27 protein-coding genes are annotated in these 24,989 nt (G+C 64.7%); 11 read left to right on the forward strand and 16 right to left on the reverse strand.

Features of this window, described 5'->3' with window-relative positions; translation table 11 throughout:
• Positions 1-57: 57 nt before the first annotated feature.
• The gene (locus tag JJB99_RS23135; RefSeq protein WP_200494612.1) at positions 58-1,248 is read left to right on the forward strand and encodes a DUF2865 domain-containing protein; all 1,191 of its coding nucleotides are present in this window, start codon (positions 58-60) and stop codon (positions 1,246-1,248) included.
• Between the two features lie 155 nt (positions 1,249-1,403).
• On the opposite strand, the gene JJB99_RS23140 is transcribed toward JJB99_RS23135, so the two are convergent.
• Genes JJB99_RS23140 through JJB99_RS23150 form a run of 3 tightly spaced genes read right to left on the reverse strand, consistent with a single transcriptional unit; the run spans position 1,404 to position 4,932 of the window.
• Complete coding sequence (locus tag JJB99_RS23140; protein WP_200494613.1) at positions 1,404-3,161, reverse strand: NAD+ synthase; 1,758 nt, start codon at positions 3,159-3,161, stop codon at positions 1,404-1,406.
• A 24-nt stretch (positions 3,162-3,185) separates the two neighbouring features.
• On the reverse strand, positions 3,186-3,539 hold the full coding sequence (locus JJB99_RS23145; protein ID WP_200494614.1) for a diacylglycerol kinase: 354 nt from the start codon (positions 3,537-3,539) through the stop codon (positions 3,186-3,188).
• A 4-nt stretch (positions 3,540-3,543) separates the two neighbouring features.
• Positions 3,544-4,932: a class II 3-deoxy-7-phosphoheptulonate synthase gene (locus JJB99_RS23150; RefSeq protein ID WP_200494615.1), complete on the reverse strand. Its 1,389-nt coding sequence runs from the start codon at positions 4,930-4,932 to the stop codon at positions 3,544-3,546.
• A gap of 179 nt (positions 4,933-5,111) precedes the next feature.
• Between JJB99_RS23150 and JJB99_RS23155 the strand changes: the two genes are divergently transcribed.
• Positions 5,112-6,008 carry an alpha/beta hydrolase family protein gene (locus JJB99_RS23155; RefSeq protein ID WP_200494616.1) on the forward strand — a complete coding sequence of 299 codons (897 nt, stop codon included), beginning with the start codon at positions 5,112-5,114 and terminating at the stop codon, positions 6,006-6,008.
• A 3-nt stretch (positions 6,009-6,011) separates the two neighbouring features.
• Here the strand turns inward: JJB99_RS23155 and JJB99_RS23160 are convergent, their stop codons facing one another.
• Entirely contained in the window at positions 6,012-7,322 is a 1,311-nt protein-coding gene (locus tag JJB99_RS23160) for an ATP-binding protein (protein WP_200494617.1), read from the reverse strand.
• Positions 7,319-7,951 (reverse strand): response regulator transcription factor, encoded by a 633-nt coding sequence (locus JJB99_RS23165; protein ID WP_283815993.1) that lies wholly within the window; start codon positions 7,949-7,951, stop codon positions 7,319-7,321. The genes JJB99_RS23160 and JJB99_RS23165 overlap by 4 nt, the downstream gene beginning before the upstream one ends.
• A 255-nt stretch (positions 7,952-8,206) precedes the next feature.
• On the opposite strand from JJB99_RS23165, the gene JJB99_RS23170 reads away from it, so the two are divergent.
• The 3 genes from JJB99_RS23170 (at position 8,207) to JJB99_RS23180 (ending at position 10,330) form a co-directional block, all read left to right on the forward strand.
• Positions 8,207-8,956, forward strand: a complete 750-nt coding sequence (locus JJB99_RS23170) for a COG4705 family protein (RefSeq protein ID WP_246774946.1) — start codon at positions 8,207-8,209, stop codon at positions 8,954-8,956.
• 63 nt (positions 8,957-9,019) lie between these two features.
• Entirely contained in the window at positions 9,020-9,418 is a 399-nt protein-coding gene (locus JJB99_RS23175; RefSeq protein WP_200494619.1) for a hypothetical protein, read from the forward strand.
• A 75-nt stretch (positions 9,419-9,493) separates the two neighbouring features.
• On the forward strand, positions 9,494-10,330 hold the full coding sequence (locus JJB99_RS23180) for a COG4705 family protein (protein ID WP_200494620.1): 837 nt from the start codon (positions 9,494-9,496) through the stop codon (positions 10,328-10,330).
• Here JJB99_RS23180 and JJB99_RS23185 read toward each other — a convergent pair.
• Positions 10,307-10,570: a hypothetical protein gene (locus JJB99_RS23185; protein WP_200494621.1), complete on the reverse strand. Its 264-nt coding sequence runs from the start codon at positions 10,568-10,570 to the stop codon at positions 10,307-10,309. The genes JJB99_RS23180 and JJB99_RS23185 overlap by 24 nt on opposite strands.
• Before the next feature lie 182 nt (positions 10,571-10,752).
• Positions 10,753-12,237, reverse strand: a complete 1,485-nt coding sequence (locus tag JJB99_RS23190; RefSeq protein WP_200500258.1) for an aldehyde dehydrogenase family protein — start codon at positions 12,235-12,237, stop codon at positions 10,753-10,755.
• A gap of 113 nt (positions 12,238-12,350) precedes the next feature.
• Between JJB99_RS23190 and JJB99_RS23195 the strand changes: the two genes are divergently transcribed.
• Positions 12,351-13,433, forward strand: a complete 1,083-nt coding sequence (locus JJB99_RS23195; RefSeq protein WP_200494622.1) for a substrate-binding domain-containing protein — start codon at positions 12,351-12,353, stop codon at positions 13,431-13,433.
• Between the two features lie 30 nt (positions 13,434-13,463).
• Here JJB99_RS23195 and JJB99_RS23200 read toward each other — a convergent pair whose 3' ends face one another.
• From JJB99_RS23200 to JJB99_RS23220, 5 genes are all read right to left on the reverse strand, one after another.
• Complete coding sequence (locus JJB99_RS23200) at positions 13,464-14,045, reverse strand: TIGR00645 family protein (RefSeq protein WP_200494623.1); 582 nt, start codon at positions 14,043-14,045, stop codon at positions 13,464-13,466.
• A gap of 34 nt (positions 14,046-14,079) precedes the next feature.
• Positions 14,080-14,718 (reverse strand): TerC family protein, encoded by a 639-nt coding sequence (locus tag JJB99_RS23205; RefSeq protein WP_200494624.1) that lies wholly within the window; start codon positions 14,716-14,718, stop codon positions 14,080-14,082.
• On the reverse strand, positions 14,715-15,077 hold the full coding sequence (locus tag JJB99_RS23210) for a hypothetical protein (protein WP_200494625.1): 363 nt from the start codon (positions 15,075-15,077) through the stop codon (positions 14,715-14,717). Before JJB99_RS23210 ends, JJB99_RS23205 begins: the two co-directional genes overlap by 4 nt.
• A 2-nt stretch (positions 15,078-15,079) precedes the next feature.
• The gene (locus JJB99_RS23215; protein WP_200494626.1) at positions 15,080-15,541 is read right to left on the reverse strand and encodes a TerB family tellurite resistance protein; all 462 of its coding nucleotides are present in this window, start codon (positions 15,539-15,541) and stop codon (positions 15,080-15,082) included.
• A gap of 402 nt (positions 15,542-15,943) precedes the next feature.
• Complete coding sequence (locus JJB99_RS23220) at positions 15,944-16,324, reverse strand: nuclear transport factor 2 family protein (RefSeq protein WP_200494627.1); 381 nt, start codon at positions 16,322-16,324, stop codon at positions 15,944-15,946.
• Between the two features lie 107 nt (positions 16,325-16,431).
• Between JJB99_RS23220 and JJB99_RS23225 the strand changes: the two genes are divergently transcribed.
• The 3 genes from JJB99_RS23225 (at position 16,432) to JJB99_RS23235 (ending at position 19,021) form a co-directional block, all read left to right on the forward strand.
• On the forward strand, positions 16,432-16,878 hold the full coding sequence (locus tag JJB99_RS23225; RefSeq protein WP_200494628.1) for a DMT family transporter: 447 nt from the start codon (positions 16,432-16,434) through the stop codon (positions 16,876-16,878).
• A gap of 65 nt (positions 16,879-16,943) precedes the next feature.
• Positions 16,944-17,771 (forward strand): class II glutamine amidotransferase, encoded by an 828-nt coding sequence (locus JJB99_RS23230; protein WP_200494629.1) that lies wholly within the window; start codon positions 16,944-16,946, stop codon positions 17,769-17,771.
• Between the two features lie 20 nt (positions 17,772-17,791).
• Positions 17,792-19,021, forward strand: a complete 1,230-nt coding sequence (locus tag JJB99_RS23235) for a carboxylate-amine ligase (RefSeq protein ID WP_200494630.1) — start codon at positions 17,792-17,794, stop codon at positions 19,019-19,021.
• A gap of 260 nt (positions 19,022-19,281) precedes the next feature.
• On the opposite strand, the gene JJB99_RS23240 is transcribed toward JJB99_RS23235, so the two are convergent.
• Positions 19,282-19,590: a hypothetical protein gene (locus JJB99_RS23240; RefSeq protein ID WP_246774947.1), complete on the reverse strand. Its 309-nt coding sequence runs from the start codon at positions 19,588-19,590 to the stop codon at positions 19,282-19,284.
• Between the two features lie 156 nt (positions 19,591-19,746).
• On the opposite strand from JJB99_RS23240, the gene JJB99_RS23245 reads away from it, so the two are divergent.
• Both JJB99_RS23245 and JJB99_RS23250 read left to right on the forward strand, forming a co-directional pair.
• Positions 19,747-20,214, forward strand: a complete 468-nt coding sequence (locus JJB99_RS23245; RefSeq protein ID WP_200494631.1) for a hypothetical protein — start codon at positions 19,747-19,749, stop codon at positions 20,212-20,214.
• A gap of 237 nt (positions 20,215-20,451) precedes the next feature.
• Positions 20,452-22,095 (forward strand): porin, encoded by a 1,644-nt coding sequence (locus tag JJB99_RS23250; RefSeq protein ID WP_200494632.1) that lies wholly within the window; start codon positions 20,452-20,454, stop codon positions 22,093-22,095.
• Between the two features lie 66 nt (positions 22,096-22,161).
• On the opposite strand, the gene gor is transcribed toward JJB99_RS23250, so the two are convergent.
• From gor to rpiA, 3 genes are read right to left on the reverse strand one after another with little or no spacing between them, the layout of a single operon-like run.
• Positions 22,162-23,550, reverse strand: a complete 1,389-nt coding sequence (gene gor / locus JJB99_RS23255; protein ID WP_200494633.1) for a glutathione-disulfide reductase — start codon at positions 23,548-23,550, stop codon at positions 22,162-22,164.
• Between the two features lie 46 nt (positions 23,551-23,596).
• Positions 23,597-24,115: a DUF2059 domain-containing protein gene (locus JJB99_RS23260; protein ID WP_200494634.1), complete on the reverse strand. Its 519-nt coding sequence runs from the start codon at positions 24,113-24,115 to the stop codon at positions 23,597-23,599.
• Between the two features lie 2 nt (positions 24,116-24,117).
• Entirely contained in the window at positions 24,118-24,843 is a 726-nt protein-coding gene (rpiA, locus tag JJB99_RS23265) for a ribose-5-phosphate isomerase RpiA (RefSeq protein ID WP_200494635.1), read from the reverse strand.
• Between the last annotated feature and the right edge of the window lie 146 nt (positions 24,844-24,989).

Consider the following 24,989-nt stretch of genomic DNA (forward strand, 5'->3'; position numbering starts at 1 on the left):
GCGCTTCGGCCCACCCAAGTCACTTGGAACGTCACATTGGGCCGTGACCTCGCTAGAATGGCGGATATGCCTGAATTTCTGTCTCTCTCCCGTGCCCGCCCCCTCCTTGCCTGCACCGTGCTCCTCGGCACCGTCGTGCTCGCCACCGGCGCTTTCGCGCAGGCCGGCCCGCCTGGTCCACCGCCGCAGCCAAGCCAGAACGGGCTCGGGCCGAACCCGATGTGCTCACGGCTGGAAGGCCAGCTCGCCGCGCTCGACCGCGGCGGCGGTGGTGACCCCGCGCGCGAAGACCAGATCCGCCGCTACCAGGAATCCCAGAGCCGGCAGCAGGCCGAGCTGGACCGCGTCACCATGCAAGCCAAGCGCATGGGCTGCGATTCCTCCGGCTTCTTCTCGCTGTTCAACGGCCAGTCGGCGCAATGCGGTCCGGTCAACACCCAGATCCAGCAGATGCGCGCCAATCTGGATCAGATCACCGGCAATCTCGAGCGCCTGCGCGGCGGCGGCCCCGGCGGCTTCAGCCCGGAGCGCGACAATCAGCGCCGCTCGGTGCTGGCGGCGCTGGCGCAGAACAATTGCGGCCCGCAATACGCCAATGCTGCGCAGTCGCAAGGTGGCGGCAACTTCCTGACCAATCTGTTCGGCGGTGGCAACAACGCCAACAATCCGCAAGGCGTGCCGCCCGCCGATCTCGGCCCGCAGTCCGGCACCTATCGCACCGTGTGCGTGCGCACCTGCGACGGCGCCTATTTCCCGATCTCGTTTGCCACCGTGCCGGCGCGCTTTCCCGACGACGAGAAGACCTGCAAGGCGCTCTGCCCGGCCGCGGAAGCCGTGCTCTACACCCATCGCAATCCCGGCGAGGACATGAACTCGGCGGTCTCCATCGGCGGCCAGCCCTACACGGCGCTGCCGACCGCGTTCAAATTCCGCAGCGAGTTCAACCCGTCCTGCTCCTGCAAGGCCGCGGGCCAGACCTGGGCCGACGCGCTGAAATCAGTCGACGACAAGGCCGCGGCCGAGCAGCAGGGTGACATCATCGTCACCGAGGAAAGCGCCAGGAAGATGCAGCAGCAGCGGCTCGGCAAGGGCGCGCCTGCCAATAGCAAGAAGGGCGCCGCTCCCGCGCCAACGACGGCGACTGCACCGGCTGCGACGCCCCCTGCGGATGCGGCCCCCACGTCCTCGTCGGAGAACAAGCCGATCCGCTCGGTCGGCCCGAGCTTCCTGCCGCAGCAGCAGAAGTAAGCAGCCATTTGCTCGGTGTCATGCCCCGCGAAGGCGGGGCATTCAGTACGCCGCGGCGGAGTTGGTTTTCGACAACGCCCGCCGCGGAGTACTAAATCATCCGCCTTCGCGGATGATGACAGCAATCTATCGAGCGCCACTGCCCGCCTTCACACCTATCCCTCGAACGCGTCGATCGACGCCCGGCTCCCGCGCGACACCAGCGTCTCGTCCGGTGCGGGCAGCCCCTCACCCTTGTCGCGAAAGCGGTTGGTGATGGGATAGCGGCGGTCGCGGCCGAAATTTCTCGCCGTCACCTTCACGCCGGGGGCGGCCTGGCGGCGCTTGTATTCGGCGATGTTGAGGAGATGGTCGATCCGGGTGACGGTGTCGCGGTCGAAGCCGGCGGCGATGATCTGGTCGAGCGGCTCCTCGCGTTCGACCAGGCGCTCGAGAATCGCATCGAGCACCTCGTAGGGCGGCAACGAGTCCTCGTCACGCTGGTTCTCGCGCAGCTCCGCCGTCGGCGGACGCGTGATGATGTCGGGCGGGATCACCTCGCCCGCCGGCCCGAGCGCACCATCCGGCTTCCAGCCGTTGCGCAAACTCGCCAAGCGGAACACTTGCGTCTTGTAGATGTCCTTGACCGGATTGAAGCCGCCGTTCATGTCGCCATAGAGCGTGGCGTAGCCGACTGACATTTCCGATTTGTTGCCTGTGGTCACCACCATCAGGCCGGTCTTGTTGGAGATCGCCATCAGCAGCGTGCCGCGGGTGCGGGCCTGAAGATTTTCCTCGGTGATATCTGGCGGCAGGTTCTTGAAGATGTCGGACAGGATGGTCTCGAACCCGGTCACGGCTTCCGCGATCGGCAGCACCTCGTAGCGGATGCCGAGATGGCCGGCGAGCTCGCCGGCGTCGGCAATCGAATGTGCTGCGGTGTAGCGATAAGGCAGCATCACCCCATGTACCTGGTCGGCGCCGAGCGCATCGACCGCGATCGCTGCGCAGAGCGCGGAGTCGATGCCGCCGGAAATGCCGAGCAGCACGCCGGGAAAACCGTTCTTGCCGACGTAGTCGCGCAGGCCCAGCACGCAGGCGGCGTAGTCGGCCTTGTCGCCCTCGGGCAGCTCGGCGATCGGCCCCGTGCAGCGCCAATCATCGCCATGACGCGTGAAGCGCAACGTCGTGATGCTCTCCTCGAACGCCGGCAGTTGCACGGCGAGCGAGAGATCGCCGTTAAGCGCGAAGGAGGCACCGTCGAACACCAGCTCGTCCTGGCCGCAGACCTGGTTGAGATAGACCAATGGCAAACCACTTTCGGTCACCCGGGCCACCGCGACCGACAGGCGCACGTCGTTCTTGTCGCGGGCGTAGGGCGAGCCGTTCGGCACCAGGATGATCTCGGCGCCGGTCTCGGCCAGCGTCTCGACCACGTTCTCGTAGTCCTCGGATTCCTCCAGCCAGATGTCCTCGCAGATCGGCACGCCGATGCGCACGCCACGCACCGTCACCGGGCCGGCGGCGGGTCCGCGTACAAACAGCCGCTTCTCGTCGAACACGCCGTAATTCGGCAGATTGCATTTGAAGCGAAGCGCGGCGATGCGGCCGCCGTCGAGCAGCGCGCAGGCATTGTAAAGCCTGCCGTCCTCGATCCAGGGCGTGCCGACCAGCATGGCCGGCCCGCCATCGGCGGTCTCGCGCGCGAGGCTTTCGATCGCCACGCGGCAGGCGGCCTGGAAGGCCGACTTCTGCACCAGGTCTTCCGGCGGATAGCCGGCGATGAACAGCTCGGGAAATAGCACGAGATCGGCGCCGTCGGCAGCTGCCTGCGCACGCGCGGCGCGAACCTTGGCAGCGTTGCCTTCGATATCGCCCATGGTCGGATTGAGTTGGGCGAGCGTGACCGCGAATGTGATGAGACGCTCGGTCATGACCGCTTTGTCCGATCCGTAATTCTAGAGAAACCCCAATCGCTCGATGATGGCGATGATCCAGAACGCACCGGCCATCAAGAGGGCAACGCCAACCGCAGCCGAGCCCATGTCCTTGACCCGGCCGATCTGCTTGTCGTGGTCCATGGTCAGGCGGTCGGCGAGCTTCTCGATCGCGGTGTTGAGCAGCTCGACGACCAGCACGAAAGCAACTGCACAGACCAGTTCGACCGCGCGCATCGCGCTCGCGGCAACGAACCACGCCACGGGCACCGACAGGATCAGCGCAAAGATTTCCTCGCGGATGGCCTGTTCCGAGCGGAAGGCAAAGGCCATTCCGTTGCGGGAATTGATCGTGGCCTTCCAGATGCGCAGCAAGGTCCTAGAGTCCCGCTGCGACCGGCATCGGCTTCACCTTCCCGGCGCGTTCCTGCTTGAGCAGCTCTGCGACCAGGAAAGCCATGTCGATGGACTGCTCAGCATTGAGGCGCGGATCGCAGACCGTGTGGTAGCGATCGTTGAGATCCTCGTCCGTAATCGCGCGGGCGCCGCCGAGGCATTCGGTGACGTCCTGGCCGGTCATCTCCAGATGCACGCCCCCGGCATGGGTGCCCTCGGCGGCATGGATCGCGAAGAACGACTTCACTTCCGACAGGATGCGGTCGAACGGCCGTGTCTTGTAGCCCGATGTCGAGGTGATGGTATTGCCGTGCATGGGATCGCACGACCAGACCACCACCCTGCCCTCGCGCTGCACCGCGCGAATCATGTTCGGCAGATGCTCGCCGACCTTGTCGGCACCGAAACGGCCGATCAGCGTCAGCCGGCCCGGCTCGTTGTCGGGATTGAGCACGTCGATCAGCTTCAGCAGTTCGTCGGGCTTGAGCGAGGGGCCGCATTTCAGGCCGATCGGGTTCTTGATACCGCGGAAATATTCGATATGGCCGTGGTCAAGCTGGCGGGTGCGGTCGCCGATCCAGATCATGTGGCCCGAGGTCGCGTACCAGTCGCCGGTGGTCGAATCGACCCGGGTCATGGCCTGCTCGTAGCCGAGCAGCAGCGCCTCGTGGCTGGTGTAGAAGTCGGTGGCGCGCAGCTCGGGATGGCTCTCCAGATCGAGGCCGCAGGCGCGCATGAAGTTCAGCGCGTCCGAGATGCGGTCGGCCAATTCCTTGTAGCGGCGGGACTGCGGCGAGTCCTTGAGGAAGCCGAGCATCCATTGATGCACGCTGCCGAGATTGGCGAAACCGCCGGTCGCAAACGCCCGAAGCAGGTTCAGCGTTGCGGCCGACTGGCGATAGGCCATCAGCTGGCGCTGCGGATCGGGCACGCGCGCTTCCCTGGTGAAGGCGATATCGTTGACGATGTCGCCGCGATAGCTCGGCAGCTCGACATCGCCGACTTTCTCGGTCGGCGACGAGCGCGGCTTGGCGAACTGGCCGGCGATACGGCCGACCTTCACCACCGGGACGGCGCCGGCATAGGTCAGCACCACCGCCATCTGCAAGAGCACGCGGAAGAAATCGCGGATGTTGTTGGCGCCGTGCTCGGCAAAGCTCTCGGCGCAGTCGCCGCCCTGGAGCAGGAAGGCCTCACCCGCCGCAACACGGGCCAACGCCTTCTTCAGGTTGCGCGCCTCGCCCGCGAACACCAGCGGCGGAAAGGTCGCAAGCTGCGCCTCGACGTCGGCCAAGGCCTTGGCGTCGGGATAATCGGGCACCTGTAGCACCGGCTTGCTGCGCCAGGACTCGGGCGTCCACCGCTCGGACATCGCAATCTCTCCGTGAAGCAAAAAGCACAACCTGATCTGTGGGTTGCGAGGGCCGCCTTATACACAGGCTGGCTTCGCCCCGCCAGTTGTAAATCCGTTTCGCAGTGCAAACCCTTGCAGGGAAAGCTGAATCGCATTTGCTGGGGATTACGAGGAAACCGGCAAGACACCTTCTGCCCATGGACGCGGCGCGCGACGACGTTTTCATCGACGAGATCAGCTTCCCGGCGGCCGACGGGTACGCGCTGGCCGGCACCCTGTTCCTGCCGCGCGGCGCCAAGCGCCATGCCGTGCTGATCAATTCGGCCACCGCCGTCCCGCGCAAGATCTACAAGGGCTTTGCCTCCTATCTCGCCCACCGCGGCTGCGCGGTGCTGACTTACGACTATCGGGGCGTCGGCGGCTCCCGCCCGCCAGCGATGACCGGCTACAACCAGCCGAAATCGCTGGTCGGCTTCAAGGCCTCGATATCGGACTGGGCCGCGCTTGACGTCACCGCCGCGGTGCGCTGGATGCGCGAACGCTATCACGACCTGCCGCTGGCCTATGTCGGCCATTCCTTCGGCGGCCAGGCACTCGGGCTGATTGCGAACAATACCGAGATCTCGCGCGCCGCCTTCGTGGCCTCGCAGGCCGCGACCTGGCGGCTGATGACCTCGCCGGAGAAATACCGCGTCTATGCGTTCATGAATTTTGTCGGCGTGCCGTTGGTCCATGCGCTCGGCTATGCGCCGGGCTGGGCCGGCGTCGGCGAAGATCTGCCCAAGGGCGTCTTCCTGCAGTGGGCCGAGTGGGTGTCGAGCCCCCGCTATCTGTTCGATTCAAAGCTGCCGGCGCTGGAGAATTTTGCAAAGTACAAAGGCGAGCTGCGCGCGCTGTGCTTCTCCGACGATCCCTGGGCGACACGCTCCGCAGTCGAGCTGCTCACCAGCGGATTCACTGCGATCCAGCCGGAAGTGCTGACGGTCAAACCATCGGATGTCGGCGCCAAAGCCATCGGCCATTTCGGCTTCTTCCGTCCCGACCACCGCGACACGCTGTGGCGCGGGGTGGCGGAATGGATCCAGGGGGAGTGAGCCTCAGGTCGCCGCCGCGGGCAGTCTGACGACGACCCGCAGTCCGGTTCGCCCGGGTTCGACGATGTTCACGGCTTCAATGGACCCGCCGAGCCGATCGACGATCCGTTTGACGATCGAAAGGCCAAGACCGACGCCATCGCCTTCCGGACGTTGACCGCGGAAGAACGGCTCGAAAATCCGGCCGATCTCTTCTGGGGGAACGCCCGGCCCGGTGTCCCCGACACGGAGAACGCCGGTCGCGCCCTCCTGGTGAATGGCCACATCGATGCTGCCGCCCGCTGGCGTGAAACGGAGCGCGTTGTCGACGAGATTGCGGATCACGGCGGCGAGCATCATCGGCTCGCCGCGCACCGGAACAGACTCGGCTCGTTCGAAGCCGAGATCGACGCCGCGACTCGCCGCCTCCCGCAAGAGATCGGCGACAACGCCCCTCGCCGCCTGGTCGAGCCCCACGACCTCCCATCGCGCGCGATCGGGTGACGCGGCGTCATGCCGTGCCAGCGCAAGCAGCTGTTCCAGAAGATGCTTGCTGCGGGCCATGCCCTGCCGGAGCACCGCAAGGCGTTCGCGCGCCGCTGGCGGCAGCTCGACCTGATCGAGATTCTCGGCCTGCAAACTCAGCGCCGTCAAGGGCGTCCGCAGCTCGTGCGCGGCATCGGCGATGAACCTGCGCTGCTGCTCCATCATTTCGTGCACGCGCCGGAACAATCCGTTGATCGAAGCGACGAATGGATTGAGTTCGCTCGGGAGGCCGCGCAGTGGCAGCGGCGTCATGTCATCGGCGGGCCTGGCGTCGAGTTCGTCAGCCAGTCGCACCATCGGGCGGAGCGATTGGGCAATGACAAAGGCGATCACCAGCATCAGGCAGGGGATCAGCGCTGCGATCGGAAGCACGGTCCGGAACGCCATGTCGCCCGCGATCTCGTCCCGAACCCCCGTGCTCTGCGCCACCGCAAAACGGCTGCCGTCGGACCGCGTCCGCAGCACTAGGCGGACCGGCTTTCCCTTCCGCGTCGCATCGCGAATCCCGTCCTGAAGCCGCCACAACTGACGCTCCTCGGAGGTACCTTGCGGGATCTTCGTCAATTCCATCAGCCACACCTCGGCATCCTCATCCACCCCATGAAGGTCTTGAGCGCCGGTGAAACCGCCGCTCTGAACGAGGTCCGCGATCTGGATCAGCACCGAGTCCTGCGTCTCGATGGCTTCGTCGAATGCCCAGCGATGCGCAAAGACGCCGCCCACGAGACCGGTCAACAGCACGACCGCCGTCAAGCTGATGAACAGCCGGCCGCGCAGCGACCTGATCATGGCGCGCGATCCACCATCCACCCCATCCCGCGCACGTTGCGGATCGCCTCCGGACCAAGCTTCTTGCGGATGGCATGGATCAGAAACTCGACCGCGTTGCTTTCGACCTCCTCGTTCCATCCGTAAAGCTGCCGCTCGAGCTCGCTCCGCGACAGAATGGTGCCGGGCCGTATGAGCAAGGCCTGGAGCAGAGCGAACTCGCGCGCGGTCAGGATGGCCGTCTGGCCATCCTGCGAGGCCTCGCGAGTCGCCGGATCGAGACTGAGCCTGCCGTTGCCGAGGACAGCGGGGGCGCCACTGCCTTCGCGGCGAAGCACCGCGCGCATGCGCGCCAGCAATTCGCGGATCTCGAACGGCTTGACGAGGTAGTCGTCGGCGCCGAGATCGAGGCCTTGGATCCTGTCGTCGATCGCGTCGCGCGCGGTCACGACGATGACGGGAAGCTTGCGACCATCGGCGCGCAGCCGCCGCAATATGTCGCGGCCGTCCGCGTTCGGCAGACCAAGGTCGAGCAGCAGCACTTCATAGCACTCGCTCGCCGCGGCAAGCAGTGCGGTCTCGCCATCTCTCACCCAGTCGACGGCGTAGGCGGCGTCCTTCAGCGCCAGCTCGACGGCGGCGCCAACCATCCTGTCATCCTCGATCAGCAGAACCCGCAAAACTCGATCCTCGAAACCGCCGGGCCGTTCGGCCGCCAAAATCGTGGCCATCCCGACTTAGCGCAGAGTTAGGGAGCCTCAGCGGGCCGAAATTGCGGCGAAGACTACCCTGCGGCGTGATTTCTGATCCTAAGCCGGGCCTAAGTCGGCTGCACGATGGTCCCGCATCGCTTCGGCTTTGGGAGATTGGGCGTGCCACAATATTCCAGCTTTGACGCAAGACGGATGCTGAACAAGGTTCCGGAGGTCACCGCGATCTTCTGGGCCATCAAGGTACTCTCAACCACGGTCGGCGAGACTGGCGCCGACTATCTCGCGGTGCATGTCGGCCTTGGTGCCAGCCTGACCGCGATCTGCATGAGCGGCCTGCTGGCCGCCGCGCTGCTTCTGCAACTGAGCCGGCGCGCCTGTGTGCCCTGGATCTACTGGCTCACCGTCGTCCTCGTCAGCGTCGTCGGCACGCAGCTCACCGATCTCCTGACGGACAAGCTCGATGTCAGCCTCTATGTCAGCACCTCGGCATTCGCGTGCGCGCTCGCGGCGACATTTTCAGTCTGGTACGGCGTCGAGCGCACGCTGTCGATAAGTTCGATCGTCACGACGCGACGCGAGCTGTTCTACTGGAGCGCAATCCTGTTCACCTTCGCGCTCGGCACCGCCGCCGGCGATCTCGCCACCGAAGCGCTCGGCCTCGGCTTCCAGCTCGGCGTCGTCGCATTCGGAGCGCTGATCGCGGCGGTGGCGATCGCCCTCTACGTCGGCGTCAACCCGGTCCTCACCTTCTGGCTCGCCTACATCCTCACGCGTCCGCTCGGCGCCTCGCTCGGCGATCTGCTGTCGCAATCGCGCGACTATGGCGGAATGGGCCTTGGCATGATCCAGACCAGCATCGCCTTCCTGACCCTGATCGTCGGCCTGGTCGCCTGGGTGACGTTCGAGAGTGAGGACGCGCGCCGGCCCGATCCGACGCGATAGCTCCACACCAAAAGCTTTGACCGCTGGTGCAGGAGACAGAAGCAACAAGAGGAGAACTGCACGATGAAACTGATATCCGCCATCACCGTCTGTCTACTGACAACCTTCAGCAGCGAGCCGCGGATGCATGCCAGCCAGCACTTTACTTTTGTGCCGCTCGCGGAGGCCACGACGGCAAAACTCGGCGATCTCACACCGTTCCGGACCATCGTGGTCGATGTCGCCGCGCTGATCGACAAGGGCGACCTCGTCGGCGCCAAGGCCCGGATCAAGGATCTCGAGACGAAATGGGACGACGCCGAAGCAGGATTGAAGCCGCGCGCGGCGTCGGACTGGCACACCATCGACAAGGCGATCGATCGGGCGCTGGAGGCGCTGCGCGCGGGCTCGCCGGACGCGGCAAAGTGCAAGCAGGCCGTCGCCGATCTGCTCTCGGTCATGGATGGCATCGCGAGAGCCTGACCCTGCTGCGGCCCACCATCCAAGGTTTGAAGCGTCAGCCGCGATCGTCCCGGCTGACGCAACAAGGAGGACACCATGAAAGATCACGCGAAGAGCAGCATCGTCAGCGAGAGCAAGGTCCCGGAGGTCACGCTCGGTTTCTGGATCGTCAAGATCGCCGCGACGACCCTCGGGGAGACCGGCGGCGACACCGTCACAATGACGCTGAACTGGGGTTATCTTGCAGGGACATGCCTGTTCCTGGCTGCCATGATCGTCCTGGTCGCAGCGCAAGTCCGCGCGCGGAAATTCCATCCCGCGCTGTATTGGGCGACCATCGTGGCATCGACGACTTTCGGCACCACGATGGCCGACTTCGCCGACCGCTCGCTCGGCATCGGATATACCGGCGGTTCGACGCTGCTTCTCACCTGCCTCGTGCTGGCGCTCGGCCTCTGGTATCGCACCGAGGGAACGATCTCCGTCGATAGCGTCAACACGCCGCGCGTCGAGACCTTCTATTGGGCCGCGATCACCTTTTCACAGACGCTGGGCACTGCACTCGGCGACTGGATCGCCGATACCGGCAACATGGGCTACCGGGGCGGCGCGCTGATCTTCGCGGCCGGGTTGGCCGCCATTGCGGCGCTCTACTTCTGGACCCGCGTCTCGCGCGTCGCGCTGTTCTGGGGGGCCTTCGTCCTGACGCGCCCACTCGGCGCCACCGTCGGCGACTTCCTCGACAAACCACTCGATCATGGCGGCTTGGCCCTGAGCCGGCCGCTGGCCTCTGCGGCGATCGCAATTTTCATGCTGCTGTGCCTGGTCTTGATCCCTCAACGTGCGGGACAGCATCCCGGACAGCGTGAACGGCCGAGCAAACCTGAGCAGCAGGTGGAGGGCCCTGGCTTAGCGGATGACCGTCGCCAGTGACGAGTAGCGCTTATTCGGCTTGGCTTCGCCGGGCGCAAACTGTGCAAACGCTTCGCTGACACGCACCGCCGGCGGTGTGTCGCTCGCGAAGCGGAATTCCTTCGGCCGCGGCGCGTAGAAGCTGGCGCTGTAATAGTTGTCGTCGAAGCGCGCCTCGCCGACGCCGAACAATGCGTCGCAGACGAACAGGAGCGCGTAGACTCCCGCGACCGCCGCGACGATCTCCTTGAGAATAGACATGATCGTGCCCTGCCCTTTTGCAGGCAGGATGCAGGTCAGTTCCAAAGCCCTGGTTTAAGGCGGCGCGCTTCTTGTCCACAAGGTTTGCCGCCGCTGAGCGAATTGCAGACGATTTTATCGATCTCAAAAAAGGGCCCGCCTGACTGGATCAGGCGGGCCCAGGATTGGCCGCTCGGGAGGTATCAGACGGCCAAGTTCATCCACACCGCCTTCGGCTCGGTGAAATTGTCGAGCGCGGCGGTGCCATGCTCGCGGCCGAGGCCGGAGTCGCGCTCGCCGCCCCAGGGCAGGCGTACATCGGTATAGCCATAGGTGTTCATCCAGACCGTGCCCGCCCGCGCCCGCTTGGCGAAACGCTGCAGCCTGCCGATGTCGCGGCTCCAGACGCCGGCGGCGAGGCTGTAGGCCGTGTCGTTAGCGATCCGCAAGGCATCAGCCTCGTCCTTGAACTTGATGACGCTGACCACGGGCCCAAAGATCTCCTCCTGCGAGATCCGCATCTCGTGCGCGACATCGGCGAACACGGTCGGGCTGATGAAATAGCCGCGGTCGCCGATACGCGTCCCGCCGGTGACGAGCCTCGCGCCCTCCTTCCGGCCGATGTCGACGTAGTCGAGAATCGACTTCATCTGCTTCTCGGAGATGACGGGCCCGAGCGCGGTCTTGCGATTGAGCGGATCGCCGATCCTGATCGACTTGGCGCGCGCGGCGAGCCGCTCGACGACCTCGTCATAGGCCTTCTCCTGCACCAACACGCGCGAACCGGCCGAGCAGACCTGGCCGGCATTGAAGAAGATACCGGAGGCCGCAGCCTTGCTGGCCGCCTCGAGGTCGGCATCGTCGAAAATGACATTGGCCGATTTGCCGCCGAGCTCGAGCGAGACGCGCTTGAAGTTGCTCGCCGCGGCCTTCATGATTCCGCGCCCCACCCCGGGCGAGCCGGTGAAGGTGACCTTGTCTACATCAGGATGATTGACCAGCGCGTCGCCGACAACGCGGCCGGGACCGGTGACGACGTTGAAGACGCCCGCCGGCAGGCCCGCTTCGAGCGCAAGCTCGGCGATGCGCAGCGCCGACAGCGAGGTCAGCTCGGCCGGTTTCATCACGATGGTGCAGCCGCAGGCCAGTGCCGGCGCAAGCTTCCACATCCCGATCATCAGCGGGAAGTTCCACGGTACGATCGCCGCGACCACGCCGACCGGCTCACGCACGGTATAGGTCAGGGCGTCGTCGCGCACCGGCACGACCTCGCCGCTGATCTTGTCGGTCCAGCCGGCGTAGTAGGTCAACGTGTCGACGGCCGCCGGAAAGTCCTGGCGCATCGTCGCGGAGATCGGCTTGCCCGCATCGATCGATTCCAGCTCGATGATCTCATCGGCGTTGCGCTTGAGCAGGTCGGCCCAGCGCAGCAGGATCTGGCCGCGCTCGGACGCCCGCATCGTGCGCCACGGACCTTCGAATGCCCGGCGCGCGGCAGCCACGGCGTGCTCGACATCGGCCTCGCCGCCTTCGGCGATGGTGGCGATGACCTGTCCGGTGGCGGGATTGATCGATTTGAAGGTGCGGCTGGAGCTCGCGGGCACGCGACGGCCGTCGATGAGCAGATGCTGCGGCCGCGCCATGAATTCGGTGGCCGGCGAATGCGCAAAGTCATATGCAACAGACATCATATTTCCTCCTGAGCTGGTATGCCAGACTAGAGGCGCAGCGGCTGGAGTAAATATGATATGATTTGCAAATGGACGCTTCACATATGAAGCGTAGTTCATAAGGAAGGCCAATGCTTCAGATCGAGATCGAGGCCGTCTGGCGGTTTCGCCGGGAAGCTAGCCCCCGCACTGTGGTGGTCATGCTCGGCATCCTCAACGAGATCCGGAAGACGGGAAAGATCACCAGCGCCGCGAGCGACGCGCACCTCTCCTATCGCCATGTCTGGAATCTGATCGAGCAATGGTCCGAGTTCTTCGGCACGCCGCTGGTCGAGACCCAGCGCGGCAGGGGCTCAAAGCTCACGCCGTTCGGCGAGCGGTTGGTGTGGGCCGGCGAGCGCATGCAGGCGCGGCTCGGGCCGCAGCTCGAGAACCTGGCGCAGGAGCTCGCGAGCGAGATCAAGCCGTTCCTCGAACAGCGCCCTTCCGTGATCCGCGTCCATGCCAGCCACGGCTTCGCGGTCGCCAAGCTGCGCGAATTCCTCGACCGCGATCCCGGCATCGGCGTCGATCTGCGCTATGTCAGCAACCAGCATTCGCTGGTCTCGCTGGCCCAGGGCGCCTGCGACCTCTCCGGCCTGCATCTGCCGCACGGCGCGCTACGCGCGCAAGGCATCAAGGCAGCCCGCGAATGGCTCGATCCGCGCGAGGACCGCATCATCAGTTTCGTCACGCGCGAGATGGGGCTAATGGTTGCGCGTGGCAATCCGCTGCGGCTCGCCTCGCTCCACGACCTCACCAAACCGAACGTCCGCTTCGTCAACCGCGACCATGATTCCGGCACGCGCCTGTTGTTCGACCAGCTGCTCGCCGCGAACGGCATCGACGAAAGCCGCGTCAACGGCGCGCAGCAGATCGAGTTCACTCATGCCGCGGTTGCGGCCTATGTCGCCAGCGGCATGGCGGATGCGAGCTTTGGCGTCGAGGCCGCCGCCCGGCATTTCGGCCTCGATTTCATCCGCATCCTCACCGAGGATTATTTCTTCGTCTGCAAGCGCGCCTTCCTCGACACCGCCCCGATGCAGCGCATCCTCGAAATCATCCGCAGCGCCGATTTCCGCGCCGCCGTGGCCACCCTGCCCGGCTACGTGCCGTCGGATACCGGCGCTGTCACCGGCGTGAAGGCGTTTCTGGAGATGCACGCCGTGCGGTGATGAAGCGCGGCGCAATAGCAGGCCGCAGCCTCAACCGTGACGCGCCTCCTTGCGGTGTCCGTTCTCGCTGAGGCGATCGACCCAGGCGATGCCGATCGCGGAGATGATGAAGGTCAGATGGATCAGCACCTGCCACATCACGCCGCTCTCGGTGAAATTGCTGCGCGTGGTGCCGAGATTGCCGGCCTCGATGAAGGTTCTGAGCAGCGAGATCGAGGAGATGCCGATGATCGCCATCGCGAGCTTGATCTTGAGCACGCTGGCATTGACGTGGCTCAGCCATTCCGGCTCGTCGGGATGGCCGCTCAGGTTCAGGCGCGAAACGAAAGTTTCGTAACCGCCAACGATCACCATCACCAGCAGGTTCGAGATCATGACGACGTCGATCAGCCCGAGCACGACCAGCATGATCTGCTGCTCGCTGGCGTCGAACGAGTGCACGACGAGGTGCCAGAGTTCCTTCAGGAACAGCAGCACGTAGACGCCCTGTGCGATGATGAGGCCGACATAGAGCGGCAATTGCAGCCAGCGCGAGCCAAAGATCAGCTGGGCGAACGGGCCGATCTGTGGCTGCGAAGGCGCGGCCGAAGGTGCATTGAGTTCGGACGTCATTAATCACTCCGGATTGCAAACGGGACGCGGCGCCTCAGAGACTCGCGATCACGGGCGCGAGCTCGAGCGAGCCGCGATAGATCATCTCGAAGGCGACGTAGACGATGATGGCGAGGCCGACATAGGCGATCCAGCGCTGCTTCTGCAGCACGCGGCCGAGCAGATCGGCGGCAACACCCATCAACGCGACCGACAGCAGCAGGCCGAAGGCGAGGATGTAGGGATGCTCGCGCGCCGCGCCCGCGACGGCGAGGACGTTGTCGAGCGACATCGAGACGTCGGCAGCGACGATCTGCAACGCCGCCTGCCCGAAGGTCTTCCGCGGCACATCTGCGGTGCCGGCGCCGCCACTATGGCTGAAAGCGAGCTGGCTCGCATGCGCGGACTGCTCGCGCAGCTCGCGCCACATCTTCCAGCACACCCAGAGCAGCAGCACGCCGCCGGCGAGCAGCAGGCCGATCACCTGGAGCAGCTGGGTCGCGACGCCGGCAAAGACGATGCGCAATGCGGTCGCCGCGACGATGCCGACGACGATGGCGCGCCGGCGCTGCCCGGCCGGCAGGCCGGCAGCGGCCAGGCCAATGACGACGGCATTGTCGCCGGCGAGCACGAGATCGATCAGGACGACCTGAAGCAGCGCGGTCAGCGCGTCAGCGGTGACGAATTCAGTCATGATTGATCATGTTTCGATGCGGACGGATCGAGCCACTGCGGCTTCTTCCGCTCGACCCAATCCAGGACCTTCGAGCGCGAGGCGCGCAGCGCCGGTACGTCTTCTGCGAGCAGCGCGAGGCCGAGCGGCAGCATCCAGACGCCGAGCACCGGCAGGAAGGACAGCACGCCGCCGACGACGAGCAGCGCGCCGGACGGAATCCTGACCCAGCGGCTGGACGGCTTGAGCAGATAGGTGACGGCGTTGCCCATGCGCGGCGGCAGGCGATCGACGAGCCTGTCGAGGCGCGGATCGCCACCGGCCATCCGGCCGGTGGCGCCCGCAGCTCCGGTCGTACCCTCCTCCGATGCTGCGCTCATGCTCACTCCTGCGTGGCGGCACTCGCCGCGCCCGGGCCGACCAGCTTTGCGCGCGGCAGCACCAAAGTCAGCAGGCGGAGCAGCTTGATCACCTGCACCTCATGCGGATGCACGTCCTCGTCCGCGGCCGCGACGCGCTCCGACAATTCCATCAAATCCGAGGAGAGCGGCATGTTCGAAACCGGCCGCAGCGTATCGATCACCACGTTGGCAAAGTCCGGCTCCTCCAATCGTTCCGCCAGTTCGTCGAACATCGCAAACAGCCGCTCGTCGCCGATATGCGGCGCCAGGCCGCGATCCCGGATGAAGCGGATCACCTCGTCGCGCTCGATTGGCGAAACGCGCCGGTCAGCCACGGCGACCAGCGCGCCGGCGATGACCAGCGCCACCGCGGCCTGCTCATTCAGGCTGGACGGTTCGGTGATCTCGAGTTCGATGGGATTTGCAGTGGCGGCGTCAGACATCGTTGCTCCTCAATCTTGCGCAATGGCCGCGCGGAGCTGCGATGGACGACTGATCGGAAGGAACTCGAGAGGCCCGACGATCGGCCGATCCATCGCATTCGCGCGGGACAGGTCATCCGACATCGCGAGGTTTGCCGACATTCGTCGGCGTCCTCGCCAGAGGGGCCCGGATTCTTGTTCGCGTCACACATAGAGGTGGGTCTGTCGGAATCAAGGCGACAAGACTGCGACCAGCGGCCGCATCGGTTCCACGTTGATGCGCGTTGGCGTCCGGACGCGCTGTGACTGCTTCTACATGGTCCTTGCGAGCGCAGCGAAGAAAATCCAGACTGCCGCCGCGGAACGACTCCGGATTGCTTCGCTACGTCCGCAATGACGAGTGTGAGCGACAGCGTTGCTCTTTCAATTCACCCGCTCGACGAGATGCGCGCGCGACGGCGACGGATCGAATCGGTCGCCGAAATATTGCGTTTCATGCGCGACCAGCCCGTCGCGGAATTCCATGATGCTGACGACGTAGGACGGCACTCCGTCATAGCTCAATACGAACTCGCTGACCCAGAGATCGCCGCCGCCGACAATCCGGCTGACGGTGAAGCGCTTCGCGTTCGGCTGCACGAACCGGCTCTCCTGGATGTTCCTGCGGCCGTGGATGCGCTCGCCCGACTGCGGATAGTCGAGCACGGCGTCCTCGCGGTAGATGTCATGCTCGGCCTCGAAATCGTTTGCGTCCGAAGCAGCCCAATGGCGCTGGAGCGCCGCCCATGTGACCTGGTCATCCATTTCGATCTCCAATATTGAAGCCGGGCGGCCCGGAGATAAAGATATACATCGCGCCTTTCACTTGAGGCAAAATCAAACGGCGGGCTGAACAAGGAGACGAACCAGCCATGTTGAAACTGGCGCTTCCGATGCTCCTCGCCGTGGCGGCGGGGATCAGCCTCGTCGTGCAGCAGGCGCTCAACGCCAACCTGCGGACTGCGCTCAACTCGGCGGCGTGGTCCGGCTTCATGAGCTATTTCCTCGGCGTGCTCTGCATGGTGGCCCTGGCGCTGCTGACGCGCGATCCCATCCCCTCAGTGGCGACCGCAGCCCGGATACCCTGGTTCGCATGGAGCGGCGGATTGTTCGGAGCCATCTTCATCGGCCTTGGCATCTTCCTCGTGCCGCGGCTCGGCGCCGCGACATTCTTCGCGCTGCTGATCGCCGGCCAGATGCTCGGATCCGTCGCGTTCGATCATTTTGGCGTGCTCGGCGTTCCCGTCCATCCCGTGAGTGCCGTCCGGATCGCCGGCGCCGCGCTGCTGGTCGCCGGGGTCGTTCTGATCCGCATGTAGGGCGGAACCATCCTGCCGTCAGGCCTGTTGGTGCACCTCAGGACAATTCCGCGACAGGAATACCCATGTGCCGCTGGATCGCATACCGGGGCGAGACAACCTCGTTCGAGCCCTACGTCACCGAGCCCGAGCATTCGCTGGTGGCGCAGAGCATCCGCTCGCTCCAGTCCACGGCGGGATCGAATGGCGACGGCTTTGGTCTCGGCTGGTACGGCGAGCATCCCGAACCCGGTCTCTATCGCGAGACGCGTCCGGCCTGGTCGGATGAAAATCTGCGCTATCTCTGCCGCCATCTGCGCTCGCATCTGTTCTTTGCCCATGTCCGCGCCGCCACGGGCACGGCGGTGACGCGGCAGAATTGCCATCCCTTCGCCTGCGGCCACTGGATGTTCATGCACAACGGATTCGTCGGCAGCTGGAATCGGCTGCGGCGCAAGGTCGAGGCACTGATCCCCGATGCCTATTATCCGTCGCGGCTGGGCACGACCGATTCGGAAGCCGTGTTCCTCGCCATGATGGGCGCGGGTCTCGAGAACGATCCGCTCGGCGCGACGCGATCCGTGCTGCAAGCTCTCGTCGGCCTCGTCAACGAGGGCACGCTGCGCGAACGGCTGCGCTTCACCAGCGCGATCGCCAACGGCCGGGATCTCTATGCGTTCCGGATCGCGGTCAACGACGCCGCGAACACATTGTATTTCCGCGAGGACGGCGGCCAGGTCATCGTCGTATCCGAGCCGTTCGATAAGGAAACGGACTGGACGGAAGTGCCGCCCAATCACGCCCTGGTCGCGCGCGCGTCCGAAAACGCGAAAATTATTCCGTTCGACCTTGCAATTTCCGGTGGGGCCGACGCGGAACCCGTCCCTGTCAGGCGGATTGTAGCCCGCAGATAGCACTCCTGCCGGGCGGCATGATGACAATTGCTTCAGACGTCTTGAAACTGCTGCGGCTGGATCCCTCCGACGGCGGCCAGCACCTCGTCATTCGCTCGGCCGGTGGACGCGGCAAGGCGGCGGAATACTCGTTCGGCATCGAGGAGGAATATTTCCTCGCCGACCGCCGCAGCCTGGAGGTCGCGATCCAGACTCCGAACGAGCTGTTCGAATCCGCGAACTGGTCGACCGGCGGCCAGGCCATGCGTGAGATGCTGCAATCCCAGCTCGAGGTCGCCACCAACGTTCATGTCGATGTCAATGACGCGCGCGAAGAGCTGAGGTTTCTCCGCCGCGAGGTCGCGAGCGTCGCCGCGCAGTACGGCTTCGTGATCATGGCCTGCGGCACGCATCCGACCGCGGTCTGGCGCATGTCGCAGCCGACCCCCAAGCCTCGCTACGAGGAGATGATCGAGGATCTGCGCAGCATCGGCCACCGCAATATGATGTGCGGCATGCATGTGCATGTTCAACTGCCCGATCCCGAGAGGCGGATAGCGGTGATGCGGGCGATGCTGCCGCACCTGCCGCTGATCATCGCGTTGTCCGCCTCCTCGCCATTCTGGAATTCCCACAAGACGGGACTGAAGGGCTACCGTCTTGCGGCCTATTCCGAGCTGCCGCGTACCGGCCTTCCCGAACTGTTCGAGAACAGGCAGGACTACGACGCGTACATCGGCGCTCTGCAGCGCTCCGGAGTGATTCCCGATGAAAGCCACATCTGGTGGGCGATGCGCCCGTCCATGAAGAATCCGACCCTCGAGCTTCGTGCGCCGGATACCTGCACCCTGGTCGAGGATGCCGTCGCGATTGCCTCGCTCTATCGCTGCCTGACGCGCCACCTCTACCTGCGGCCGCATCTATCGAAGGAGGTCACGGTGGTCGAACGCGCCATTGCGGTCGAGAATAAATGGCGTGCCCAGCGCTACGGCACCGATTGCATCTTCGCTTCCAGGGACGGACCGGTCACGATCTCGGAGATGCTCTCCCGAATCATCAACGATACCACCGAGGACGCGGATGCATTGGGCTGTGCCGCCGAAATCGCGCATTGCCGCACCATCGTGGACCGCGGCAGCTCGGCTGAATTCCAGCTTCGCGCTTATCGCGAAAATGGCGACGACATCGCAGCCGTGTCGCGATGGATCGCTGCATCGACGGTCTTCGGAACAAGCGCGCCCACCGGGCGCAGCGCTCCAGCGCCGTCATAGCGCCTGCGCAAGCCTCGAACGAGAACGTCTTTTTTGAATTGACCGCGCCGTAGGGGAATACATGACTGACATCACCTGGTGCGCCGGTTGCGGCCACAGCCTGGTCCCGATCCTGTTCGAGAGCGGCCGCGCGCGGCCCAGCTGGTTCTGGCGCGAAAGCGTCGACGCGCGGACCGTGGAGATGGCGAAATGGGCGGACAGCCCGACTGGCAAACCAGACAAGACCGCGCCTTACGCCTTTGGATCAGCAGATCCCCGCGTCAAACCCTCGCCACCAGGCGCGGACGGAATACGGCATCCGCAGTCGGCGAAACAGCAGCACGCAGCTTTCGCGTCGGCCGACGCCGCGGGATGAAGAAGCTGCTCACGACGATCGGCTCCTGATCGCCGAGCGCCGTCCGCTCCTTCACGAGAAAGCTCATGACCGAGCGCATCTTGATGAGTTCCTGCGCCACGAAGCTGCAATCCTCATCGCGGTTGATCTGCTCATGCACGATCGCTTCAGCCTCGCGCATGCTGATGCGGAGCGCTCGGATGGTTCTACGGAGTTCGTTGATGCGGTTGTCCATGGCTGCCTCTATCTCGGTCGCAGCATAAGAACAGACCATGAACATTCCGTCAATAGTTGCGCGACCGGTCTCTCCGCCCTACAGGTCTTGCTCCTTCGCAAATGGTGCTGGTAGTTCCTGAGCGATCGAGATGCGCCAGGAGTCCCAGCTTCGACCGTGAACCGCGACGACGCCAGAACCTGTGGGACCTGCACCGCCTGCTGCGATGGCTGGCTGCAGATCGAGGTGCGCGGGCACAAGGTGCGCAAAGGGCAACCGTGCCCGTTCAGCGTCGCGCACCGATGTTCGATTTATCCCGAACGCCCGCAACATCCGTGCCGGGAATTCATCTGCGGTTGGCTGGTCGCGTCGAGCCCGCTGCCGGATTGGATGCGACCGGATCAATCGAGCATGATCATGCTGGCCGCCAATTTCTTCTGGCGCGGCCTGCCGGTCGATGTCGTGGTGCCAGTCGGCAAGCAACCAAAGAAGAAGGCGCTGGATTGGCTGACCCGATTTTGCGCCGAGAACAGGCGGCTGCTCGTCTACCAGATCGGCGATGAGTGGTTCGCGTTCGGTCCGCCGGTATTCCAGACCGACATTGCCAGCCGTCTCGCGCACGGCGAATCGCCTTGGGGCGATTGAGCAATCCCGAAGCCACTTGCCATTTTGACGCCATTTTGACCTGGGGCGGCTTACCGCACCGCAATGGGACAGATCGCCGCATGACCTACTTTATCGGGAATAGTTGCGATCAAGACACAGTTGGCCAGAAAGCGCACAGGCCGCCAGCATTCGCGTTGTATATGGCATCTGGCATACAATAGCTTCCGCTTTATCCCGGGCCCATCAGACGGTCTGCGGCGATAAAGGGGAAACGACATGAAGAAGGCCTTTCTGCTTGGAACGGGCTTAGCGGCCCTATGCGCAACAGCCCTCAATCAACCGGTGCGTGCCGCAACGCTCGATGACGTTGTCGCCCGCCTCGACGCACTCGAGCGCAGCAACGCAAAGCTTGCGAAGGAGAACGCGCAGCTTCGCGAACGCGTCAATCACATCCGCGAGCCGAAAGCTGCGGTTGCCGTCGCCGCACCAGCCTCGTCCAAGGGCAACCCTGTCCTGCATGCGGCGGTCGCGCCTTCGCCGGCACCAGCGCCGGAGCACACTGTCGTCAGCATCGGTGGCGCTCCGCTTTACAGCAAGGCGCCCGGAACCAATCCATTCATCGACAACACCACCGTGACGCTCTACGGCCATGTCGATCTCTCGGGCGACATCTTCAATTCCGGCGTTTACGACCAGGGCACCAAGTTCGGCGTCGCCAGCAATCTCACCTATTTCGGCGTTCGCGCGCGGCACAACCTCGATCCCTACGGCTATCCCGGATGGGCCGCCATCGCGCAATTCGAGTCGCTCGTCGAGGTCGCGGCGGTTCCGACCGAACGTGCAGCGTTCGGCACCCGCGACAGCTTCCTCGGCATGGAAAGTCCCTGGGGTACGATCAAGGCCGGCAAGGCGGATACGCCCTACAAGAGGGCAACGTCGAAGTTCGATCCGTTCTCGGCAACGCTCGGCGACTACAACTCGATCATGGGAAATACCGGCGGCGACCTTCGCGCCGAGTTCGATTGGCGCGCAGGTCACGCGATCTGGTATGAATCGCCGGTGTGGAACGGCTTCCAGGCTGCCGTCATGATCTCGCCGGGACAGAACACGGCGAAGGACAACAGCGACTACGCGCTCGGCGATTTCAACTGCCCGGCCACCTCATCTCGCGGCAGCGGCTCCGGCTTCCCGCTGACGTCGGCGCCGGAAGGCTGCACCGATGGGTCGTACGGCAATCTCTACAGCGCATCGCTGACCTACAACCAGGCCGGCTTCACGGGGATCGCGGCCTACGAGTTCCACGAAGGGACCAATCGGACCGGCGATGAGGCGGTGACGCCCCTGAGCAATGGCGGCGTTCTGATCGTGCCGCCGGGTGCGGTCGGCATCGCCAACGAGTGGGCTGCGAAAGTTGGCTTGGGCTACAGGTTCAACGACGGGATCGGTAACCTCCAGCTGTATGGCATTTACGAGATGCTGCGCCGCGAACATACGGTCGCCGACTTCAACGAGCGTTCGCGCGATGGCTACTTCCTGAGCGCGACCCAGACGGTCGACAAATGGGATGTCAGCGCGTCCTGGGCCCACGCCAATGCGTCGCCGGGCTCGCCGGGCACGGGCGTCTTTAACGCCTATCCCGTTCCGGGAGTCACGGTCTCGGCGCCGGCGGGCGCCGCCGACTTCGCGCTCAACACCCTCGACTCCAGCGCGGACCAATACGCACTCGGCGTGAAGTATCACTTCAGCCCGTTCGTGAGCTGGTATCTCGTCGGTAGCTATCTGCGCAACGGACCGGGCGCGCACTACTGCCTCGGTGTCAGCGGACATGGCTACGGCGTCTGCGGGCGCGATGCCAACAACAACGTTGTTGCGGGCAACAAGGCCGAAGCGGTCACGACCGGCATGACGTTCGACTTCTGAACATTCGGAGTTCGCGGGGCGCCAGTCATGGCTCCCCGCAGCCCCAATGGAAGAATTCAGGGCGGCCTACTCCGCCGCCTGCCTTATATGGCGCGCGGTCGGGGTGCGCATCGTCACCAGCTCTTCGGCCGCGGTCGGATGCAGCGCAATCGTCGCGTCGAAATCGGCCTTGGTCGCCTTCATCTTCACTGCGATCGCCACGGCTTGCGTGATCTCGGCGGCGGCGTCGCCGACGATGTGGCAGCCCAGCACGCGATCGGTCGCGCCGTCGACGACGAGCTTCATCAGCACGCGGGTGTCACGGCCCGACATCGTCGCCTTGATCGGGCGGAACGTCGTCTTGTAGATGTCGACATGGCTGAACTGCGCACGCGCCTCGGTTTCCGTCAGGCCGACCGTGCCGACCTCCGGCTGCGAGAACACCGCGGTCGGAATGTGCGCATGATCGACCTGCACCTCGCGCTTGCCAAACACGGTGTCGGCGAAGGCATGGCCCTCGCGGATTGCGACCGGTGTCAGGTTGAAGCGATGGGTGACGTCGCCGATCGCATAGATGCTGTCGACCGAGCTCTTGGAGAAATGATCCACCGCGATGCCGCCGTTCCCAGGATTGATGGCAACGCCGGCGTTCTCGAGGCCGAGATTGGCGACGTTGGGATGGCGGCCGATCGCGAACATGACCTGCTCGGAGGCAAGGCTCGACCCGTTCGACAGATGGGTGGTGAACTCTTCGCCGTGGCGATCGACCTTTGTCACCGTGCAGCCGGTGAGGATGGTGATGCCCTGCTTCTCCATCTCAGCTCGGACATGGGTGCGGACGTCCTCGTCGAAGCCGCGCAGGATGTTGTCGCCGCGATAGATTACGGTGACGTCGGAGCCGAAGCCGGCGAAGATGCCGGCAAATTCCAGTGCGATATAGCCGCCGCCCTGGATCACGATCCGCTTCGGCAGCTTCTTCAGGTGGAACGCCTCGTTGGAGGAGATCACATGCTCGATGCCGGGGATCGAAGCGCCGTGGTTCGGCGCCCCGCCGGTGGCGATCAAAATGTACTTCGCGGTGATCTTCCTGTCGTTCTCGAGCAGACGGACGGTATGAGCGTCCTCGATCACCGCACGGCTCTTGACGATCTGCGCGCCCGACTTCTCGACATTGGTCGTGTAGGCCGCCTCCAGCCGCGCGATCTCCTTGTCCTTGTTGGCGATCAGCGTCGGCCAGTCGAAGGTCGCGGGCGGAACGGTCCAGCCGAAACCGGCGGCGTCCTCGAGCTCGTGACGGAAATGCGAGCCGATCACGAACAGCTTCTTCGGCACGCAGCCGCGGATCACGCAGGTGCCGCCCATGCGGTACTCTTCCGCGATCGTGACGCGGGCGCCGTGGCCGGCCGCGATGCGGGCGGCACGCACGCCGCCCGAACCACCACCGATGACAAAGAGGTCGACGTCGAATTCAGCCATTGTCCACTCCGACCTCTTCAAGGAATACCTGGACAGATAGGTATGGTCAGATTTCCTTGCCGCGCTTGCGCATCTCGGCGCGGAAGGCGCCCATTACGGTCTCGGAGAAGTTCTGGGCCCAGGAGTTCATGAAAGCCATGCTGAGACCGATGGCGCGCGGCTCGGCCTCGATCAGCTTCTTGCCCAGCGGCGACTTGTAGAAGGTGACGAGATCCTTCAGCTCCTGCTCGGTGAACTCGCTGGCATAGATCTGCGCCATGCCCTCGCCGATCTCGTTCTGGCGGCCTTGAAGCTGCTGGGCGACGATCGGGGCGACCTCGTTGAGGTCCTTCTGGTAGTTCAGGTTCTGTTGGGTCAGCGCGATCTTGGTCTTCTCGACCAGGCCGGGCACGGCACCGGCATACATCGCGCCGGCGTTCTTGATCTGCAAAATCTCCTTGGCCGCCGCGATCGCCGCGGGCGAGGCTTTCGGCGGAGCGCCCTGCTGCGCGATGGCCGGGGCGGCCGAAAGCACCAATCCCACAGCGAGGGCCGCCGCCGGCAACAACTTCAAAACGCTCTTCATTCCTAGTCTCCTTTCGGCTTTCGCCGTTCAATCACGCGAATTCCCTCGCCACCCGCCAGAACGGCCGAGCTGGCCAAGCCGATGAACAAGCCGTGCTCGACCACGCCGGGGATCGCGCTCAGCGCCTTGGCGAGGCTGGGCGGATCCACAATACGTCCGAGCTGGGCATCGACGATCCAGTGGCCGCCATCGGTGACGAAAACGTGGCCATCCTTGTCCCCGCCCTTGGCCTTGCGGACCGCCATTTGCCCTGAAACGCCGCAGTCCGCAAATGCCGTCTCGATCGCCCGGCGCGTCGCGCCGAGCCCGAACGGAATGACCTCGACCGGCAGCGGAAACTTGCCCAGCGTCGGCACCCATTTGCTGTCGTCGGCAATCACGATCATGCGATCCGAGGCAGCCGCCACGATCTTCTCGCGCAGCAGCGCGCCGCCGCCGCCCTTGATCAGGTTGAAGTCGGGATCGATCTCGTCGGCACCGTCGACGGTGAGGTCGAGATGGTCGATCTCGTCGAGCGTGGTCAGCGGCACGCCGCAGCGGATCGCGTCGAGGCGCGTCGCCTCGGAGGTCGGCACGCCGATCACCTTGAGTCCGGCTGCGACGCGCTCGCCGAGCAGCTCGACGAAATGCCTTGCGGTCGAGCCGGTCCCGAGCCCGAGCTGCATGCCGTCACGCACCTCCTCGAGCGCGCGCGCCGCAGCCTGCCGCTTCAACTGGTCCATATCCAAAATGCGCCCGCCTCTCGATCAGGGGTGTTTGCGGCGGCCTATGTAGCCTCGTTTGTCGCGCCGGAATAGGCCTCTGGGCCGATCTTATAAGGTGAACTTATGGCTCCGGCCCTTGCGCCGATCCGGCCGGCCCGATAGCGCTTGGA

Source organism: Bradyrhizobium diazoefficiens (assembly GCF_016616235.1).
GTDB lineage: Bacteria > Pseudomonadota > Alphaproteobacteria > Rhizobiales > Xanthobacteraceae > Bradyrhizobium > Bradyrhizobium diazoefficiens_H.